Source organism: Stenotrophomonas maltophilia, from assembly GCF_013464485.1.
Classification (GTDB): Bacteria; Pseudomonadota; Gammaproteobacteria; order Xanthomonadales; family Xanthomonadaceae; genus Stenotrophomonas; species Stenotrophomonas maltophilia_AW.
In genome coordinates, this window is sequence record NZ_RAUX01000015.1 from 127,269 (window position 1) to 143,749 (window position 16,481).

Consider the following 16,481-nt stretch of genomic DNA (forward strand, 5'->3'; position numbering starts at 1 on the left):
GGTTCCGCCGCTGGCCGCCCGCTACGGCAGCGCGCGCGCCAGCATCGCCGACAGATCCAATCCCTCCGGTAGCGTCCCGAATGCGAGCCCATGTGCACCGTCAAGCCGGCTGCGCACGAACGCCTCTGCCATCGGACTGCGCGCACGCAGCAACAGCGCCGCCTGCAGCAGCAGTGCCGTGCGCTCGCAGAACATCCGCGCCTGCGATTCCTGCGGTGGCGGCGCCGCTGCCCAACGCTGCAACGCCGCTGCATAGCGCGCATCGCGATCCGCCACCGCCGCCAGTTCACCGCGCAAGGCCGCCAGTGCCTCCGGCTCGCGTGCCAGTGCACGCAGTACATCCAGACACTGGATGTTGCCGCTGCCTTCCCAGATCGAATTCAACGGCGCCTGCCGGTACAAGCGCGGCAGCATCGACTCTTCCACATACCCGGCCCCGCCCAGGCACTCCTGCGCCTCATTGACGAATGCAGCCGCGCGCTTGCAGACCCAGTACTTGCCCAGCGCCGTGCCCAGGCGTGCCAAAGCCGCTTCGTTGGCATCCACGCCAGCACGATCCACCGCGCGCGCGATGCGCATGGCCAGCACCGTGGCCGCTTCCGACTCCAGCGCCAGATCGGCCAGCACGTTGGCCATCAACGCATGCTCCACCAGCAGCTTGCCAAAGGTACGCCGGTGACGTGCGTGGTGCAGCGCCTGCGCCAGCGCCATGCGCATTTCCGCCGCTGCACCCAGCATGCAGTCCAGACGGGTCATCATCACCATGCCGATGATGGTGGCCACGCCGCGCCCCTCATCGCCCACGCGCCACGCCTGCGCACCACAGAACTCGACCTCGCTGGAGGCATTGGCCCAGTCGCCCAGCTTGTCCTTCAGCCGAATCAGGCGGAACGCATTGCGGTCGCCATCGGCGAGCCGGCGCGGCATCAGCAGGCAGGTCAGTCCGCCCGGCGCCTGCGCCAGCACCAGGAAGCCATCGCACATCGGTGCGGAGAAGAACCATTTGTGGCCGACCAGGCGATAGCGCTCGCCATCGATCGGTTCGGCGCGTGTGCTGTTGGCGCGCACGTCCGAACCGCCCTGTTTCTCGGTCATGCCCATGCCCAGGGTGATGCCGGTCTTGTCGGTTGCCGGCACATCGCGTGGGTCGTAGACCGGCGCGGCAGCCTTGCGCGCCCAGTCGGCCAGGTGCGACTGCGACTGCAGCACCGCCACTGCCGCGTGGGTCATGGTCAAGGGACAACTGGTGCCGGCCTCGGCCTGGTGGTGCAGATAGCTCAGTGCCGCACGCGCCACGTGCGCGCCGGGCTGCGGCTCGTGCCAGGACAATCCCGCCACGCCATGCTGCTTCGCGGCGTCCATCAGCTGGTGATACGCAGGGTGAAACTCGACCGTGTCGATGCGATGGCCCTGCGCGTCGTGCGTGCACAGCCGCGGCCGATCGCGGTTGGCATCGAAGCCGAGCCGGTACAACGCGTCACCGGCCAGTGCCCCGTACACGGCCAGGCGTGGCGCAAAGACACCGGCACCCTCGCGCTGCACCGCCTCCATCAATGCTGCATCGTCGGTCCACAGCTGCCGGCCCGTGAACGGCGGCGGCTGGTTCAGTACCACATGGGTTTCAAACGGCGCGCTGCTGCTGAAGCTGGGTCCACTCATCCGGTCCATCCTGGCGGCAAGAGGTGTGCGGTCCGATTGTGCCGCATGCCCTGCCAAGCCCGTGTTCAGGCCGGTTCTCGCCCCGTGCACGAGACGCACGCCACAGTGGCCGCATGGCAAGCAACGACGATCTGGTGGTGCTGCGCCCGGAAGGGCTGTACTGCGCTGCTGGCGAATTCCATATCGATCCGTGGCGACCGGTCCCGCGCGCGGTCATCACCCATGGCCACGGCGATCACGCGCGTCCAGGCATGGGCGAATACCACTGCAGCGCAGGCAGCCTGCCCATCCTGCGCTGGCGGCTGGGCGATGTGCCGGTGCAGGTGCATGCCGAAGGCGTGGCGTTCCGCCTGGGACGGGTGCAGGTATCGCTGCACCCGGCCGGCCATGTGCTCGGCTCGTCGCAGGTGCGCATTGACGACGGGCAGCGGGTCTGGGTGGCCTCCGGTGACTACAAGCGCCAACCGGACCCGACCTGCACGCCCTTCGAAGTGGTGCCCTGCGACACGTTCATCACCGAAGCGACGTTCGCCCTGCCGATCTACCGCTGGCCGGACACGCCTGCGGTGGCTGCGGAGATCGTGGCGTGGCGCCGCGAATGCGAGCAACGTGGCGAAGCGGCAATCCTGCTGTGCTATGCACTCGGCAAGGCGCAGCGGGTGCTGGCCGAGCTGTTTCCGCTGGACGACCGCCCGGCCTGGCTGCATGGCGCGATCGCCAATGGCGTGACGGTCTACCGGCAGGCCGGCGTACCGATGCTGGAGACGCTCACCGTCGCCGAGCAGGGGCGCCAACCCAATGCCGCAGGCCAGCTGATCCTCGCCCCTCCCTCGGCGGCCGGCACGCCCTGGATACGACGCTTCGGCCGCCACCAGCTCGGCTTCGCCTCGGGCTGGATGCAGCTGCGCGGCAATCGGCGGCGACGCAACGTCGACCGTGGCTTCGTCATTTCCGATCACGCTGATTGGCCCGCGCTGCTGCAGACCATCGAACAGACCGGCGCACGGCGGGTCATTGCCACCCATGGCAATACCGATGCGTTGATTGCGTTCCTGCGCGAGCGCGGCGTGGCGGCTGAAGCCTTCCGCACCGATTTCGGGAGCGAGGAATGAAGAGCTTCGCCGCGCTCTACCAGCGCCTGGACCGCAGCACCGCGACGCTGGACAAGCGTGCGGCGCTGGTCGACTACTTCCATCAGGCGCGCGCGCATGACGCGGCGTGGGCACTGCACCTGCTCAGCGGCGGCAAGGTGGGCGGCGCACGCCGGAAGATCGCCGCCAGCGGCGAACTGCGCGCGTGGGTGAGCGAGGAATCGGGCCTGCCGCCATGGTTGGTGGAGGACAGCTATGCGCAGGTGGGCGACCTGGCCGAAACGTTGACCCTGCTGCTGGATGATCCGGCGCAGGCAGCCCCCGACCGCCCGCTGGCCGACTGGATCGAACAGCACCTGCTGGCCGTCGCCAACCGGCCGGAGGAGGAACGCCGGGCCGCCGTGCTCGCGGGGTGGCGACAATTGCCGGCCAGCGAACGACTGGTGTTCAACAAGCTGCTGACAGGCGCCCTGCGGGTGGGTGTTTCGCAACGCCTGGTACAGCAGGCGCTGGCCGAATGGTCCGGCCTGGACATCGCACGCATTGCCCAGCGCATGCTGGGCGAGTGGGTGCCCTCGCCGGGTGTGCTGTCCGAGCTGTTGTCGCCGGACGAACTGCCATCGGACCGGCAGCAGCCCTACCCGTTCTTCCTCGCCTCGCCGCTCGAAGGCGATCCGGCCGAGCGCCTCGGGCTCATCGACGACTGGCTGCTGGAATGGAAGTGGGATGGCATCCGCCTGCAGCTGCTGCGCCGGCGTGGCGAGGTGGCGCTGTGGTCCCGCGGCGAGGAACGACTCGATGGCCGCTTCCCGGAGATCGAGCAGGCGGCGATGGCGTTGCCGGACGGCTGCGTGCTGGACGGTGAACTGATGGCGTGGGACGAGGCCAACAACCTGCCGCGCGCGTTCACCGCGCTGCAGACCCGCATCCAGCGCCGCAAGCCGGGCGCGGCAACGTTGCGCAGTACGCCGGTGCGCGTCCTGGCGTATGACCTGCTGGAGCGCGAGGGCAGTGACCTGCGTGAGCTGCCGCTGCAGCAGCGACGCATGCAGCTGGCCGAGGTTGTCGAGCAACTGGGCGACACCCGCATCCAGCTGTCGCCCGATGTTGCCGCCGACGACTGGCCACATGCTGCAACCCTGCGCGAGGGGGCACGCGAACGCGGGGTGGAAGGGCTGATGCTTAAACGCCGTGACTCGCCTTACCAGGCCGGACGCCGCCGTGGCGACTGGTGGAAATGGAAGGTCGATCCGCTCACCATCGATGCCGTCCTGCTGTACGCGCAGGCGGGCCATGGACGGCGCAGCACGCTGTACACCGACTACACCTTCGGGGTCTGGGATGGCGACACGCTGGTGCCGGTCGCCAAGGCCTACTCGGGCCTGGATGACAAGGAGATCCTCGCGCTCGACCGCTGGATCCGCGCCAATACCCGTGAGCGCTTCGGCCCGGTGCGCAGCGTGCGTGCCGAGCAGGTGTTCGAACTGGGCTTCGAGGCGGTCAACCGCAGCTCACGGCACAAGTCGGGCATCGCCGTGCGCTTTCCACGCATCCTGCGCTGGCGCCACGACAAGCCGGCCAGCGAGGCCGACCCGCTCGCCGCCCTGCAGGCCTTGGCGCGATGACCCGCAGCCAGGCGCTGCGCCGGCTGGAAGACTGGTTCGCCGGTCGCGGCTGGCGTTCGCTGCCGTTCCAGCGCGCGACGTGGCGTCACTATCTCGCTGGCGAATCCGGCTTGCTGCATACGCCTACGGGCAGCGGCAAGACACTGGCGGTGTTCGGTGGACCGCTGCTGCAGGCGATGATCGATCCACCGCCGGCACCCCGCCGCGCCAGTGCAGTGCGGCCGCTGCAGGTGCTCTGGGTGACGCCGCTGCGCGCACTGGCCAGTGATACCGCCCGCGCCCTTCAGACCGTCGTCGACGGCCTGGAACTTGGATGGCGTGTCGGCCTGCGCAGCAGTGACGCCAGCAACCGCGAGCGACGCCAGGCCCGCGAAGGCCGTATCGACGTACTGGTGACCACGCCCGAATCATTGGCGCTGCTGCTGAGCTATCCAGATACGCAGCCGCGCATGCGCCAGCTGCGCTGCGTGGTGGTGGACGAATGGCATGAACTGCTGGGCAGCAAGCGCGGTGTGCTGCTGCAGTTGAACCTGGCGGTGTTGCGCGACGCCGCGCCTGCAGTGCAGCTGTGGGGACTGTCGGCCACGCTGGGCAATCTGCAGGAGGCACGCGACGTGCTGCTGCCTGGGCAGCCCGACGCGCGCATCGTGCAGGGCGAGCGCCCGCGCGCAATCAGCGTCCGCAGCCTGCTTCCCGGCCCCGGCGAACGTTTTCCGTGGGCCGGGCATCTTGGCCTGGCGCAACTGCCACGCGTGCTGGACGCGTTGATGCAGGCACGCAGCAGCCTGTTGTTCACCAATACGCGTGCGCAGGCGGAACTATGGCATCAGGCGCTGGCCGCGGTCTGGCCCGAAGACCAGGGCACGCTTGCGCTGCACCACGGCTCACTGGATCCGGCGCTGCGCCAGCAGGTGGAGGATGGCCTGCGCGCGGGCGTGCTTCGCTGCGTGGTTGCCACCTCCAGCCTCGACCTCGGCGTGGACTTCCCCGAGGTTGAACAGGTACTGCAGCTGGGCAGCCCGAAGGGTGTGGCCCGCCTGCGCCAACGCGCTGGACGTGCACGCCACCGCCCCGGTGCCAGCGGTTCCATCCTGTGTGTGCCCAGCCATGCGCTGGAACTGGCCGAGTACGCCGCGGTGCGCCGTGCATTGGCCGAAGGCGTGGTCGAAGCACGCAGGCCGCCGACGCTGTCGCTGGATGTGCTGGCCCAGCATGCGGTCAGCCGCGCGCTGGCCGGTGGCTTCAACAGCGATGTGCTACTGGCGCAGGTGCGGCGCACCCACGCCTTCGCATCGCTCGGCGACGGCCAATGGCAGGCGGTGCTGACCTTCATCGTGCAGGGCGGCCAGGCGCTGGCCCAGTACCCTGATTTCCACAAGGTCGTTCGCGATGACGACGGCTACTACCGCATGCACGATCGTCGCCAGGCACTGCGTCATCGGCTGTCGATCGGCACCATCAGCAGCGATGGCAGCGTGCGCGTGCAGTTCCTGCGTGGGGGGGGCCTGGGCGCGGTGGAAGAACAGTTCGCCAGCCGCCTGCGTCGCGGCGACCGCTTCCAGTTCGCAGGGCGCCTGCTTGAACTGGTGCAGCTGCGCGACATGACAGCGTTCGTGCGGCTGGCGCGCGGACGCGGTGACGGTGTGGTGCCGCGCTGGCAAGGGGGCCAGCTGCCGCTGTCGATGCCGCTCGGCCGTGAGCTGGAGTGGGTACTGTCCGGCGCCGACGACAGTGCCGAATCACGCTGGTTGTCACCGTTGCTGGCACTGCAGCAGCAGTTGTCGGCGCTTCCCGGCCCGGAGCATCTGCTGGTGGAAGAAGTGCTGCGCCGCGAAGGCCAGTTCCTGTTCGTCTACCCCTTCGCCGGCCGCCACGTGCACGAGGCGCTGGCCGCCCTGCTGGCACTGCGCTGTACCCGCTGGCAGCGCAACAGCATCGGCTATGCGGTGAACGATCATGGCCTGGTACTGGCACCGGCGCAGGCGATCGATCTGGATGCGGCGCAATGGCGCGCATTGTTCACCCCCGATCAGCTGCTGGACGACCTGCGCGCGGCAGTGAACCTGGGCGAGCTCGCGCGGCGCCAGTTCCGTGATGTTGCGCGTGTGGCGGGCCTGCTGGTACCCAGCCTCCCCGGTGGCATGCCACGGTCATTGCGCCAGCTGCAGGCGTCCGCCGGCCTGCTGTACGACGTGCTGCGCGAACACGATCCGGATCACCTGCTGCTGGCGCTGGCGGAGCGTGAGGTGCTCCACGACAGCCTCGACCTGCCGGGGCTGCAGCAGGTACTGGAGCGCATCGACGCGCAGCAGTTGTCGGTGCAGCATCCGGCATCACTCACACCGCTGGGCTTTCCACTGTGGGCCGAACGCCTGCGCGGGCAGTTCAGCAACGAAGACTGGCGTACGCGCGTACAACGCGCGGCGCAGCAGCTGGAGCGCCGCCATGGCCGATGAACTGCCGCTGCTGCTTGCCGGAGAGTCCGTGGTTCTGGCCGGCATGCGTGCGCTGTACTGGCCCGCGCGGCAGGCACTGCTGATCGCGGACCTGCACCTGGGCAAGGCCGATGTGTTCCGCCGTGCCGGCATCGCGCTGCCCAGCGGCGGCACCAGCGAAGACCTGCAGCGTCTGCAGCGGATTCTGGATCTGCGTGCCTGCCGCGAACTGTGGATCCTGGGCGACATCCTGCATGGACCTGCGCATCGCGCCGCGTGGTACCAGCAGTGGCTGGGATGGCGCGAACGCAACGCATCGCTGGACGTCCACGTTGTTCGCGGCAACCACGACCGGCAGCTACCGCATGCGCAGCTGCAGGTTCAGATCCACGAGGACGTGCAGCTGCCGCCATTCCTGCTTCGCCACGAGCCGACGCCCGATGCAGCGTTGCATGTGATCGCAGGACATCTGCACCCGCAGATCGCCCTGGTACCCTTGCGACGGCGCTTCCCCGCGTTCTGGTTGCGTGACCGGATGACGATCCTGCCGGCCTTCTCGGCATTCACTGCCGGAATCGTGCCTGTTCCCGCCCGGGGCGAGCAGATGGTCGCCTGCGTGGAAAGCGGCCTGGTGGAACTGCCCGGCTGAATCAAGCGGGGTGAATGCCCAGCTGCGGCATCAACTGGAAATCGGGCGTCTCGTTCTCGCGTCGTCGCGGCAAGGTCTGGATTGCCGCCAGCATCTCCTGCGCACAGGTACGGATGCGAGCGTGGTGCTCCGGCGACGCATGGCTGATCAGGCTGCCAACATGGAACTCGAATACGTCCTCCAGTACGTCGGGCTGGTCCTCGTGCAGCATCTGCAGCAGACCGCGCAGCTTGCAGATTTCCGATTCCAGCTCCTGGACCGCGAACAACATGGCATCCTCCTCTTCAGCATCAGGCGGCACGTCCGGGCCGCAACAGGCCACAACGGCATCGCCGCCCGGGCCACGCGCGATGTTGATCACGGAAAGGAAAACGGGCAGCGCGCAATCGCGTGCAACCTACTTCTCGCATATCTGCGGTGAGGCAACCGTTAATTCACGTGACGGCATGCTTCACGCACTGGCGGTGCTCGTGCTGATGCGAGGCGCCTCTGTAGTGCCCAGTGCCTCGATGAATGCCGTATCCAAGGCGAGCGAACCGAACCAGCCATGCTGGGTGCCACTGAGCACGCGCAGCATGTGGCCACGACCTCCGGGCAGGCGCCCCATCGGGCCCAGCAGCACATCACGCGCCTTCGCCCAGGCATCGCGGTCGGACTGGAACAGCGGCGTCAGCCAACGGCTCCAGCGCTGGTAGACCGCAACATGCGCCCTGCGCTGCGCCTGGTACGCCTGCAACGCTTCGGCACCACCGCCATGCGCGCGAACGGCATCGCGCAATGCCAACGCATCGAGCAGCGCCATGTTCACCCCCTGCCCCAGCTGCGGGCTCATCGCGTGCGCGGCATCACCTGCCAGCACCATGCGGCCCTGGTACCAGCGCGTCATCACCGCATCGCGATAGACCGCGCGCACCAGCTGGCCGGCATCACGCAGATGGGCGAAGCGCGCCCTGGCCTGCGGCCACAGTGCATGCAGTTCGTCCAGCCAATGGGACATGCCATCGGTCTGCCAACGCTCGAAGTCGGCGCGTGGCAGGCTCCAGAAGAAGCTCAGGCGCGGTGTGTCATCACCGGGCCGCGTACCGACCGGCAGCAGGCCGATCATCTTGCGCGCGGCCACGTAGCGCTGTCGCAGCTCCTGCACGTGCGGCCAGTCTTCGGCCGGCAACAGGCACCACAGCGCACCCCACGGATACACGCGGTCCAGCCCGGCACCGCCAGCGATCGTGCCGCGCAGCGTAGAAGCGGCGCCATCGGCGGCCACCACCAGATCGAACGGGCCGTGCATGCGCCCTTCACTGTCGCGCAGGCGGCCCTGCCCGGCATCCACCGCCGTGATGGTGACGCCCGCATGCAGGTGGCCTGCACCCGCGCGCGCTTGATCCAGCAACGAGAACAATGCGCCGCGCTGCATGCCGAATCCGTGCAGGCGCGCATCCAGGCCGTCATAACGCATGTCCATCACCGCGCGCTCGCACGGCGTGTCGCCATACAGGCGGTGCACCGGCGCGGCATGCGCGCGCACCGCATCCAGCAGCCCCATCTGCCACAGCACCTGCAGGCCGCTGGGCTGCAGCAGGAAGCCGGCGCCCACCGGCCCCGGCGTGGGCACGCGTTCGAAGATCTCTACCTCGTGGCCATCACGGGTGAGCAGGATGGACACTGCCTGTCCAGCGGTGCCGTAGCCGATCACGGCGATGCGCAGTCGTTCCTTCATGGGCGCATTGTGCCCGAGGTGGGTTGCCAATGGAGAAAGGAGGCCGCGCACGGCATCCACGCACGGCGTGGATCTACTGCGCAAAAAAAACCCCGCCGAAGCGGGGTTTTCAACGCACTGTCGAGTGGATCACTCGGCCGGCGTGATGTTCGAAGCCTGGGCACCCTTCGGACCCTGGGTCACGTCATAGGTGACACGCTGGCCTTCCTGCAGGCTGCGGAAGCCCTTGGAGTTGATGGCGGAGAAGTGCGCGAACACGTCGGCGCTGCCATCCTCCGGCGAGATGAAGCCAAATCCCTTGGCGTCGTTGAACCACTTGACGGTACCGTTCGGCATGGTGATGCGAGACCTTATGCAATGAATGGGTGGTGTACGCTGAACCCGCGCACAAGCTGAGTATGCAAAGCTTGCTCGGGGAAGACAATCACCCCCGTGCCAATTCGCCCACCAGTTCCGGAAGTCCGTTGCCGGCCGCCTGCACGTTGGCCAGCACTTCGGCCATCGTAATTTCCTCGCCATCACCACACCCGGCAGCCCAGTTGGCGATGATCGCCAGGCAGGCGTAATCCAGCCCCAGCTCGCGTGCCAGCGCGGCTTCCGGCATGCCGGTCATGCCCACCAAGTCGCAGCCGTCGCGGCGCATACGGGCGATTTCAGCGATGGTTTCCAGGCGCGGGCCCTGCGTTGCGCCGTAGCAACCACCGTCATGGACCGTGACACCGGTCACTTTGGCCGCGGCCAGGATCTTGCTGCGCAGCATCGGCGTGTACGGGTGACCGAAATCAACGTGGACCACGTCGGTGCCTTCTTCTTCACAGATCGTGCTGATGCGACCCCATGTGTAGTCGATGATCTGGTCCGGGCAAGCCAGCACGCGCGGACCAAAGTGTTCGGTGATGCCCCCCACCGTGTTCAACGCCAGCACGCGCTGCGCGCCCAGCTGCTGCAGAGCGGCCAGGTTGGCGCGGTAGTTGATCTTGTGCGGCGGCAGCGAATGGCCTTCGCCATGCCGCGCCAGGAACGCCACGCGATGGCCGAGCAGCGTACCGACGCGCACCGGGCCCGACGGGCGGCCGAAGCGGGTGTCGACCTCGTGGGTCTGCACGTCGTCAAGCTTGGCCAGGTTGTAGACACCGGTACCGCCGATCACGGCCAGGGCGATCTGTTGCATTCGAAGCACTCCATGAAAAGACGAACGCCGGCACCCGAGGATGCCGGCGGCAGAAGAAGACGCGCCGCGGGCGGCTGCGCCGTTATTCCTTCATTGCGTAGATGGCCGGCACGCAGCGCAGGGTTTCGTTGACGTCCATGCCGAAGCCGAACACGTAGCGGTCCGGTAGTTCGATGCCGGCGTAGTCGGCAGTCACGTCCGGCAGCGCGCGGTCGTGCTTCTTCACCGTCATCGCGGCGATGCGCACGTCGGTCGCGCCCTGCTCCAGGCACCAGGTGCGCACGCCCTGCAGGGTGTAGCCCTCGTCCAGGATGTCGTCGACCAGCAGCACGCGGCGGCCGAACAGCGAGGTGGCCGGCTTGTGCTTCCAGACCAGGTCGCCGCCGGTGGTTTCACCGCGGTAACGGGTGGCGTGCAGGTAATCGAACTGCACGTCCTGGCCGCGCGCGCCCAGTTCCAGCGCCAGCTGGCCGGCGAACGGCAGCGCACCGTGCATGATGGACAGGAACAGCGGCACCTCGCCCTTGTAATCGCGCGCGATGGCGTCGGCGATACCAGCGATGGCCTTGTCGATGGTGGGGCGGTCGACCAGCAGGTCAGCCTGGGCCAGGGCCTGGGAAATGGTGAGGTTGGGCATCAGACGGTTCTTCCAAGGGTTTCAAGCAGACGGGATTGGGTGTCGCCATGGCGGGCATCGGCCAGCAGGCCGTCCCAGCCGAGCGCGCCGCGGCCGAGCAGGCCCAACAGCGCAGCGGTATTGAGGGAGCGCCACTGCACCGCGTGCAGGGCTTCATCGACCAGCTCCGGGTGGCAGACCAGCACCACGTCGCAGCCGGCGTCCAGATGGGCGTGCACGCGCGCGGGAACACCGCCGGCGCTGTGCGAGGCGGCCATGCCGATGTCGTCGGAGAACACCACGCCACGGAAGCCCAGCTCGCCACGCAGGATGTCCTGGATCCAGCGCGGCGAATAGCCTGCCGGTTCCGGCGCCACCTTCGGATAGATCACGTGCGCCATCATCACCGCATCGGCACCGGCCGCGATGCCGGCCTGGAACGGCACCAGATCCTGCGCACGCAGCTCGTCCAGCGCGCGCGGGTCGATCGCGGTATCCACGTGAGTGTCTTCCAGCACGGTACCGTGGCCGGGGAAATGCTTGAGCGTGGCGGCCATGCCGACCGAATGCATGCCACGCACGTAGGCGGCGGTGAACGCGGCCACCACCTGCGGGTCTTCACTGAAGGCACGGTTGCCGATGGCACGGTTGCCACGGCCAAGGTCGACCACCGGGGCGAAGCTCAGGTCCACACCGCTGGCACGCACTTCACTGGCCATCAGCCAGGCGTGCCGTTCGGCCAGTGCCAAGGCCTGCTGCGGGTCGGTGGCATACAGCGCACCAATGTCCTGCAGTGGCGGCAGATCGCTGTAACCCTCGCGGAAACGCTGTACACGGCCGCCTTCCTGGTCCACGCAGATCAGCTGCGGGCGCGGCGCGGCGGCGCGGATGGCCGCGCTCAGATCGGTCACCTGCTGGCGCGAGGCGAAGTTGCGCTTGAACAGCACCACCCCTGCCACGGCATCGTGCTGCAGCCAGTCACGTTCCTGGGCGGTCAGTTCGGTGCCGGCAACGCCGATCAGCAGCATGGTCGATCTCCACAACGCGCGCCCGCATGGCGCAGTGCCGCATTGTCGCAGAACCGGCCGACAGGCGCAGTGGTCATGAAAAGGGGGACGGAGGGCGTCAAGGCGCAAACGGCCCCAAGTGCCGGAAACGTCTTAATCCCCTCCGTCCCCTTTTCGGGTGCGGTCAGACCCTGCAACCGTCCGGACCACAGTCCTCGTCAGCGTCGGCTGGCGCCGGCGGGGCGCCCTGCTCGGCGGCGATCTGGCGCAGAGCGTTGGCGAACGCCTCGGGCGGCTGCGCCCCGGAAATGGCCCATTGCCCATCGATGACGAAGGTCGGCACCGAGGAAATGCCCAGCGCATGGGCCTGTGCCAGCTTGGCCTCCACCTCGGCCAAGCCACGGTCGGAGGCCAGCATCTGTGCGATCTCGCCGCCGTCCAGACCGCCCGCCACGCCGGCCTTCACCAGCGCCTCGGCGTCGGCCAGATTCTCGCCATGCTCGAAATGGGCACGGAACAGCGCCTCGCCGACCGCGTCCTGCACGCCATGCTGCCCCGCGAGCCACAACACCCGGTGCGCCGGCAATGTCGTCACCCGCACCTGGCCCTGGCTGAAGTCCATCGGCAGGCCGTCGGCCCGCGCGGCGGTCTGGGTCTGGCTCAGGATCTGCTCGGTGCGCTCGGCGCCGCCGAACTTGCGCACGTAGGCCTCGCGCAGCGGCACCGGGGTGGCATCCGCGTCCGGATCCAGCTGGAACGGCTGCCAATGGATGTCGAGTTCAGGCGCGTGGGCCCCCAGCAACTGCACGCCCTGCTGGAAACGGTGCTTGCCGATCCAGCACCAGGGACAGACCACGTCGGAATAGATATCGATTCTCATCCCTTTGACATGGGGGCCGCCCCTATCGAATAAAGGGGACGGAGGGGATTAAGTCGCTTTCCGCACAGTCGGGATGAAGACGACTTAATTCCCTCCGTCCCCTTTTTGGGGTTTCACCACTGTGAATAGGGATGGTTGGCGAGCGCCACGTTGTAGTAGCGGGCGTCGTCGGTCACTTCGGCCCCAACCCAGTCCGGCAGGTCGATGACCTGGTCAGCGCTGTCCAGCTCGACCTCGGCCACCACCAGACCGGCGTTGTCGCCGAGGAACTCATCCACTTCCCAGATCAGCCCGGCGTGTGCGACCAGATGACGGCGCTTGTCGATCAGGCCGCCCACGCAGAGCGCCAGCAGCGCGCGCGCATCGTCCACCGGGATCGGGTAGTCGAACTCCTGGCGGGTGTGGCCGATGGTGCGCGACTTCAGGTTGAGCGCGGCGTGGTCGCCCTCGATGCGCACCCGCACCGAGGCGTTCTGGGTGCCGCGATCAAGCGCCCCCATATCGTTGATGTAACCCTGCGCCATCGGGATCACCCGGTGCGCGGCGGTGCGCCAGCCATCACTGCTGACGAGGAATTTGCGTTCGATTTCGATACCCATTCCGCAATTATGCGTGATCGGCATGACAGGTCAGGACGCTTGACTACAATGGCGCCCCTCGCCGCAAGGATGACCGTCGATGCGCCACCTGTTGCCCCTGCTGTTCTGTGTACCGACCACCTTCGCTGCGGCGCCTCCCGTGCCGCACCTGAAGCAGGTTCAGGCAGCCATGGCAGCACAGGTCGAGCGGGAACTGGAGGGCAAGGGCACCGCCAGTCAGGTAGCAATGGCGTTGTTCGCGCCGCGCTTGAACGCCCTGCCATGGTGCCTGCCGGCCGCCGAAGGCGCCGTCGACTGCAGCGTCGGCTACGAGCGTGGCATGGACCAGCATCATCGGATGATGCGCCTCTCGCCCCGTGGCGACGGCTGGCACCTCGAATCGACCCGTCTACCGGTGCCGGTGCCGGATGTGACCGAACTGGCACCTCAGCTGCAGGTGCGTCTTGCAGAAGCTCTTGCGGGTGCGACGGATGACGAGTCGCGCGCCGCACTGCGCAAGGAGGCTGATGGCATGCGCCTGAGCAGCGTGCACGACTGTGATCTGGACCAGGCCAGTGGCCAGCTGCAGTGCACGCTGGCACTGGTCTTCGACCGCGGGCGCACCGGCCGGATGACACTGGGTCTGCAGCGGGTCAGCAACCAGTGGCGCCTTGACCCGCTGCCGATCGACTGACTCAGCGCTTCTCGAACACCGCGATGCTTTCCACATGCGCGGTGTGCGGGAACATGTCCATGGCGCCGGCACTGACCAGGGTGAAACCCTGTTCGTTGACCAGATAGCCGGCATCGCGTGCCAGCGAACCCGGGTGGCAGCTGACGTAGACGATGCGCTTGAACTGCTTCAGCGGCAGCTGCTGCAGCACTTCGATCGCGCCCGAGCGCGGCGGATCCAGCAGCAGCTTGTCGAAGCCCTGGCGCATCCACGGGGCGCTGCGCTGGTCCTGGGTCAGGTCGGCGCTGAAGAACTGCGCGTTGGCCAGGCCATTGCGCTCGGCATTCTCACGAGCACGCGCGACGAGGCCAGCATCGCCTTCCACGCCGACCACTTCGCGCACGCGGCGGGCCAGCGGCAGGGTGAAGTTGCCCAGGCCGCAGAACAGGTCCAGTACGCGCTCGTCCTCGCCCGGTTCCAACAGGTCAAGGGCGTGGGCAATCATCTTTTCGTTGAGCTTGGCGTTGACCTGGATGAAGTCCAGCGGGCGGAACGCCAGCTCCACGTCCCATGGCGCCAGGCGGAACGACAGCGGCACGCCCTGCCCGTCCAGTGCCTGCACGGTGTCCACGCCGCCGGACTGCAGGTAGATCACGAAGCCATGCTGCTGGCCGAAGGCAGCCCAGGCCGTACGATCGACGTCGCTGAGCGGCTGCAGGTGGCGCACGGTCAGGACCACAGCCTGGTCGCCGGCGATGAACTCGATCTGCGGGATGTCACGCTTGCCATCGAGCGATTCGATGAAGGTGGACAGCGCCTCGACCTTGGTACCGATTTCCGGGATCACGGTCAGGCACTGGCTGAGGTCGGCGACGAAACGCGGGTCTTGTTCACGGAAGCCGACCAGGGTCTTGTCCTTCTTCTCGACCCGGCGCACCGAGAACCGGCCCTTGCGCCGGTAGCCCCAGCTTTCGCCGACCAGCGGCGCCAGTACGGCGCCCGGCTTCACATGGCCGATGCGCTCCAGGTTGTCCATCAGCACACGCTGTTTGGCGACGATCTGCTGTTCTTCGTCCAGATGCTGCAGCACGCAGCCGGCACAGGTACCGAAGTGCGGGCACTTCGGGGTCACGCGCTGCGGCGAGGGCTGCAGCACCTCAACCGTGCGCGCCTCGTCGAAGTGACGGCTGCGGGCAGTCTGTTCAGCCATCACAACTTCGCCGGGCAGGGCGCCGCTGATGAAAGTGACCTTGCCGCCCTCGCCTTCGCGGCGAGCGACGCCGCGACCATCATGGCTGAGGTCGAGGATCTCGGTCTGGAATGGGGTACGGTCGATGCGGGAACGGGATCGGGCCACGTGGCAACAGGCTGCGGGCAAAAATGGGGGCGTATTGTCGCAGATCCTGACCGGCGGGGTCCTGACCCGCTTGCGCCCATCGCCGCAGTGCTTGATGATTGCAACAGCTGACATGGAGGCAGCCCTGATGCAGATGACCCCGCGGGCCAGCCGGCCTCGCTTCCTGCTTGTCGAGGACGACATCATCAGCCGCGGTTTTTTCAAGGCGGCCTTGGAAACGTTACCAGCGGACGTGGACACCGCAGACTCCCTGGCCAGCGCCTTGGCCAGCGCGGAGCCCGGCGCGCATGACCTGTGGCTGATCGACGTCAACCTGCCGGATGGCAATGGCGCCCAGCTGCTGCGCGAGCTGCGCCGTTCACACCCCGACACGCCGGCGCTGGCGCACACCGCCGACGGCGATACCTCCATTCACGCCCGTTTGCGCGAGGCAGGTTTCAGCGACACCCTGGTAAAGCCCCTGGGCCGCGACCAGCTGCTGAAAGCCGTGCGGCGCGCGCTCGTGAACAGTCCGGCGGGGATCTTCGTCGCCCAGCCCCCCGCAGCGGTCGAACTGCAGGTCCAGGACTGGGACGAGACTGCGGCACTAGCCGCGCTCAATGGCCAGCGCAACCATCTGATCGCCCTGCGCGAACTGTTCCTGGCCGAGTTGCCGGGGGTACGCGACGCGGTCGAGCAGGCCGTGGACCAGCACGACGAGCGCCAGCTGCGCAGCCAGCTGCATCGGTTGCAGGCCAGCTGCGGGTTTGTCGGCGCTGCACGGCTGGGACGGGCGGTGCGGCAGCTGCATCATGCGCCGGAGTCCGGGCAGGCCCAGGATGGGTTCCGCGCGGCGGTGGCAGCCCTGCTGCATTGAGGGTTGGCCGGCAGGGCTGCGCCCTGCACCCGCAGAGGCTTCAAGCCAAGGCAACAGCAGCAGCAACAGCAACAGCAAMAGCAAAAGCTGGCATCCCGTGGGTTGGCGGGGCGGCGTCGGAGTGCGGGGACGCCGTAAACCCGTCCTTGGGGGCTTGGCCGCGGCAT

At 67.7% G+C, this 16,481-nt stretch carries 16 protein-coding genes; 6 read left to right on the forward strand and 10 right to left on the reverse strand.

The window, feature by feature from the left end:
- Positions 1 to 21: 21 nt before the first annotated feature.
- Positions 22 to 1,659 carry an acyl-CoA dehydrogenase family protein gene (locus tag D7Y61_RS07485; protein ID WP_180865740.1) on the reverse strand — a complete coding sequence of 546 codons (1,638 nt, stop codon included), beginning with the start codon at positions 1,657 to 1,659 and terminating at the stop codon, positions 22 to 24.
- A 113-nt stretch (positions 1,660 to 1,772) separates the two neighbouring features.
- Between D7Y61_RS07485 and D7Y61_RS07490 the strand changes: the two genes are divergently transcribed.
- Genes D7Y61_RS07490 through pdeM form a run of 4 tightly spaced genes read left to right on the forward strand, consistent with a single transcriptional unit; the run spans position 1,773 to position 7,459 of the window.
- The gene (locus tag D7Y61_RS07490) at positions 1,773 to 2,771 is read left to right on the forward strand and encodes a ligase-associated DNA damage response exonuclease (protein ID WP_180865741.1); all 999 of its coding nucleotides are present in this window, start codon (positions 1,773 to 1,775) and stop codon (positions 2,769 to 2,771) included.
- Entirely contained in the window at positions 2,768 to 4,375 is a 1,608-nt protein-coding gene (locus D7Y61_RS07495; RefSeq protein ID WP_180865742.1) for an ATP-dependent DNA ligase, read from the forward strand. Before D7Y61_RS07490 ends, D7Y61_RS07495 begins: the two co-directional genes overlap by 4 nt.
- Positions 4,372 to 6,831: a ligase-associated DNA damage response DEXH box helicase gene (locus D7Y61_RS07500; protein ID WP_180865743.1), complete on the forward strand. Its 2,460-nt coding sequence runs from the start codon at positions 4,372 to 4,374 to the stop codon at positions 6,829 to 6,831. Before D7Y61_RS07495 ends, D7Y61_RS07500 begins: the two co-directional genes overlap by 4 nt.
- Positions 6,821 to 7,459, forward strand: a complete 639-nt coding sequence (gene pdeM / locus D7Y61_RS07505; protein ID WP_180865744.1) for a ligase-associated DNA damage response endonuclease PdeM — start codon at positions 6,821 to 6,823, stop codon at positions 7,457 to 7,459. The genes D7Y61_RS07500 and pdeM overlap by 11 nt, the downstream gene beginning before the upstream one ends.
- A 1-nt stretch (position 7,460) precedes the next feature.
- Here the strand turns inward: pdeM and D7Y61_RS07510 are convergent, their stop codons facing one another.
- From D7Y61_RS07510 to D7Y61_RS07545, 8 genes are all read right to left on the reverse strand, one after another.
- The gene (locus D7Y61_RS07510) at positions 7,461 to 7,730 is read right to left on the reverse strand and encodes a hypothetical protein (RefSeq protein WP_180865745.1); all 270 of its coding nucleotides are present in this window, start codon (positions 7,728 to 7,730) and stop codon (positions 7,461 to 7,463) included.
- A 180-nt stretch (positions 7,731 to 7,910) separates the two neighbouring features.
- The gene (locus D7Y61_RS07515) at positions 7,911 to 9,176 is read right to left on the reverse strand and encodes an FAD-dependent oxidoreductase (protein ID WP_180865746.1); all 1,266 of its coding nucleotides are present in this window, start codon (positions 9,174 to 9,176) and stop codon (positions 7,911 to 7,913) included.
- A gap of 129 nt (positions 9,177 to 9,305) precedes the next feature.
- Positions 9,306 to 9,512: a cold-shock protein gene (locus tag D7Y61_RS07520; protein WP_005410590.1), complete on the reverse strand. Its 207-nt coding sequence runs from the start codon at positions 9,510 to 9,512 to the stop codon at positions 9,306 to 9,308.
- 88 nt (positions 9,513 to 9,600) lie between these two features.
- Positions 9,601 to 10,347, reverse strand: a complete 747-nt coding sequence (locus D7Y61_RS07525; protein WP_010482830.1) for an S-methyl-5'-thioinosine phosphorylase — start codon at positions 10,345 to 10,347, stop codon at positions 9,601 to 9,603.
- Positions 10,348 to 10,429: 82 nt separating this feature from the next.
- A complete protein-coding gene (locus D7Y61_RS07530) occupies positions 10,430 to 10,984 on the reverse strand; it encodes a hypoxanthine-guanine phosphoribosyltransferase (RefSeq protein WP_005410592.1) in 555 nt (184 codons plus the stop codon).
- Positions 10,984 to 11,991: a beta-N-acetylhexosaminidase gene (gene nagZ, locus D7Y61_RS07535; protein ID WP_180865747.1), complete on the reverse strand. Its 1,008-nt coding sequence runs from the start codon at positions 11,989 to 11,991 to the stop codon at positions 10,984 to 10,986. The genes D7Y61_RS07530 and nagZ overlap by 1 nt, the downstream gene beginning before the upstream one ends.
- A gap of 163 nt (positions 11,992 to 12,154) precedes the next feature.
- Positions 12,155 to 12,850: a DsbA family oxidoreductase gene (locus D7Y61_RS07540; RefSeq protein WP_180865748.1), complete on the reverse strand. Its 696-nt coding sequence runs from the start codon at positions 12,848 to 12,850 to the stop codon at positions 12,155 to 12,157.
- Positions 12,851 to 12,963: 113 nt separating this feature from the next.
- Positions 12,964 to 13,449 (reverse strand): CYTH domain-containing protein, encoded by a 486-nt coding sequence (locus D7Y61_RS07545; protein ID WP_180865749.1) that lies wholly within the window; start codon positions 13,447 to 13,449, stop codon positions 12,964 to 12,966.
- Between the two features lie 79 nt (positions 13,450 to 13,528).
- Here D7Y61_RS07545 and D7Y61_RS07550 point away from each other — a divergent pair, with 79 nt between their 5' ends.
- A complete protein-coding gene (locus tag D7Y61_RS07550; RefSeq protein WP_180865750.1) occupies positions 13,529 to 14,122 on the forward strand; it encodes a hypothetical protein in 594 nt (197 codons plus the stop codon).
- Position 14,123: 1 nt separating this feature from the next.
- On the opposite strand, the gene rlmD is transcribed toward D7Y61_RS07550, so the two are convergent.
- Complete coding sequence (gene rlmD / locus D7Y61_RS07555) at positions 14,124 to 15,458, reverse strand: 23S rRNA (uracil(1939)-C(5))-methyltransferase RlmD (protein ID WP_180865751.1); 1,335 nt, start codon at positions 15,456 to 15,458, stop codon at positions 14,124 to 14,126.
- Between the two features lie 127 nt (positions 15,459 to 15,585).
- On the opposite strand from rlmD, the gene D7Y61_RS07560 reads away from it, so the two are divergent.
- Positions 15,586 to 16,314, forward strand: coding sequence for a response regulator (locus tag D7Y61_RS07560; protein WP_180865755.1), 729 nt, complete (start codon positions 15,586 to 15,588; stop codon positions 16,312 to 16,314).
- Positions 16,315 to 16,481: the final 167 nt, after the last annotated feature.

Excerpts from the sequence above, each read along its gene's own strand:
- D7Y61_RS07485 (WP_180865740.1), bottom strand. The coding sequence starts at position 1,659 with ATGAGTGGACCCAGCTTCAGCAGCAGCGCGCCGTTTGAAACCCATGTG.
- D7Y61_RS07490 (WP_180865741.1), top strand. The coding sequence starts at position 1,773 with ATGGCAAGCAACGACGATCTGGTGGTGCTGCGCCCGGAAGGGCTGTAC.
- D7Y61_RS07495 (WP_180865742.1), top strand. The coding sequence starts at position 2,768 with ATGAAGAGCTTCGCCGCGCTCTACCAGCGCCTGGACCGCAGCACCGCG.
- D7Y61_RS07500 (WP_180865743.1), top strand. The coding sequence starts at position 4,372 with ATGACCCGCAGCCAGGCGCTGCGCCGGCTGGAAGACTGGTTCGCCGGT.
- pdeM (WP_180865744.1), top strand. The coding sequence starts at position 6,821 with ATGGCCGATGAACTGCCGCTGCTGCTTGCCGGAGAGTCCGTGGTTCTG.
- D7Y61_RS07510 (WP_180865745.1), bottom strand. The coding sequence starts at position 7,730 with ATGTTGTTCGCGGTCCAGGAGCTGGAATCGGAAATCTGCAAGCTGCGC.
- D7Y61_RS07515 (WP_180865746.1), bottom strand. The coding sequence starts at position 9,176 with ATGAAGGAACGACTGCGCATCGCCGTGATCGGCTACGGCACCGCTGGA.
- D7Y61_RS07520 (WP_005410590.1), bottom strand. The coding sequence starts at position 9,512 with ATGCCGAACGGTACCGTCAAGTGGTTCAACGACGCCAAGGGATTTGGC.
- D7Y61_RS07525 (WP_010482830.1), bottom strand. The coding sequence starts at position 10,347 with ATGCAACAGATCGCCCTGGCCGTGATCGGCGGTACCGGTGTCTACAAC.
- D7Y61_RS07530 (WP_005410592.1), bottom strand. The coding sequence starts at position 10,984 with ATGCCCAACCTCACCATTTCCCAGGCCCTGGCCCAGGCTGACCTGCTG.
- nagZ (WP_180865747.1), bottom strand. The coding sequence starts at position 11,991 with ATGCTGCTGATCGGCGTTGCCGGCACCGAACTGACCGCCCAGGAACGT.
- D7Y61_RS07540 (WP_180865748.1), bottom strand. The coding sequence starts at position 12,850 with ATGAGAATCGATATCTATTCCGACGTGGTCTGTCCCTGGTGCTGGATC.
- D7Y61_RS07545 (WP_180865749.1), bottom strand. The coding sequence starts at position 13,449 with ATGGGTATCGAAATCGAACGCAAATTCCTCGTCAGCAGTGATGGCTGG.
- D7Y61_RS07550 (WP_180865750.1), top strand. The coding sequence starts at position 13,529 with ATGCGCCACCTGTTGCCCCTGCTGTTCTGTGTACCGACCACCTTCGCT.
- D7Y61_RS07560 (WP_180865755.1), top strand. The coding sequence starts at position 15,586 with ATGCAGATGACCCCGCGGGCCAGCCGGCCTCGCTTCCTGCTTGTCGAG.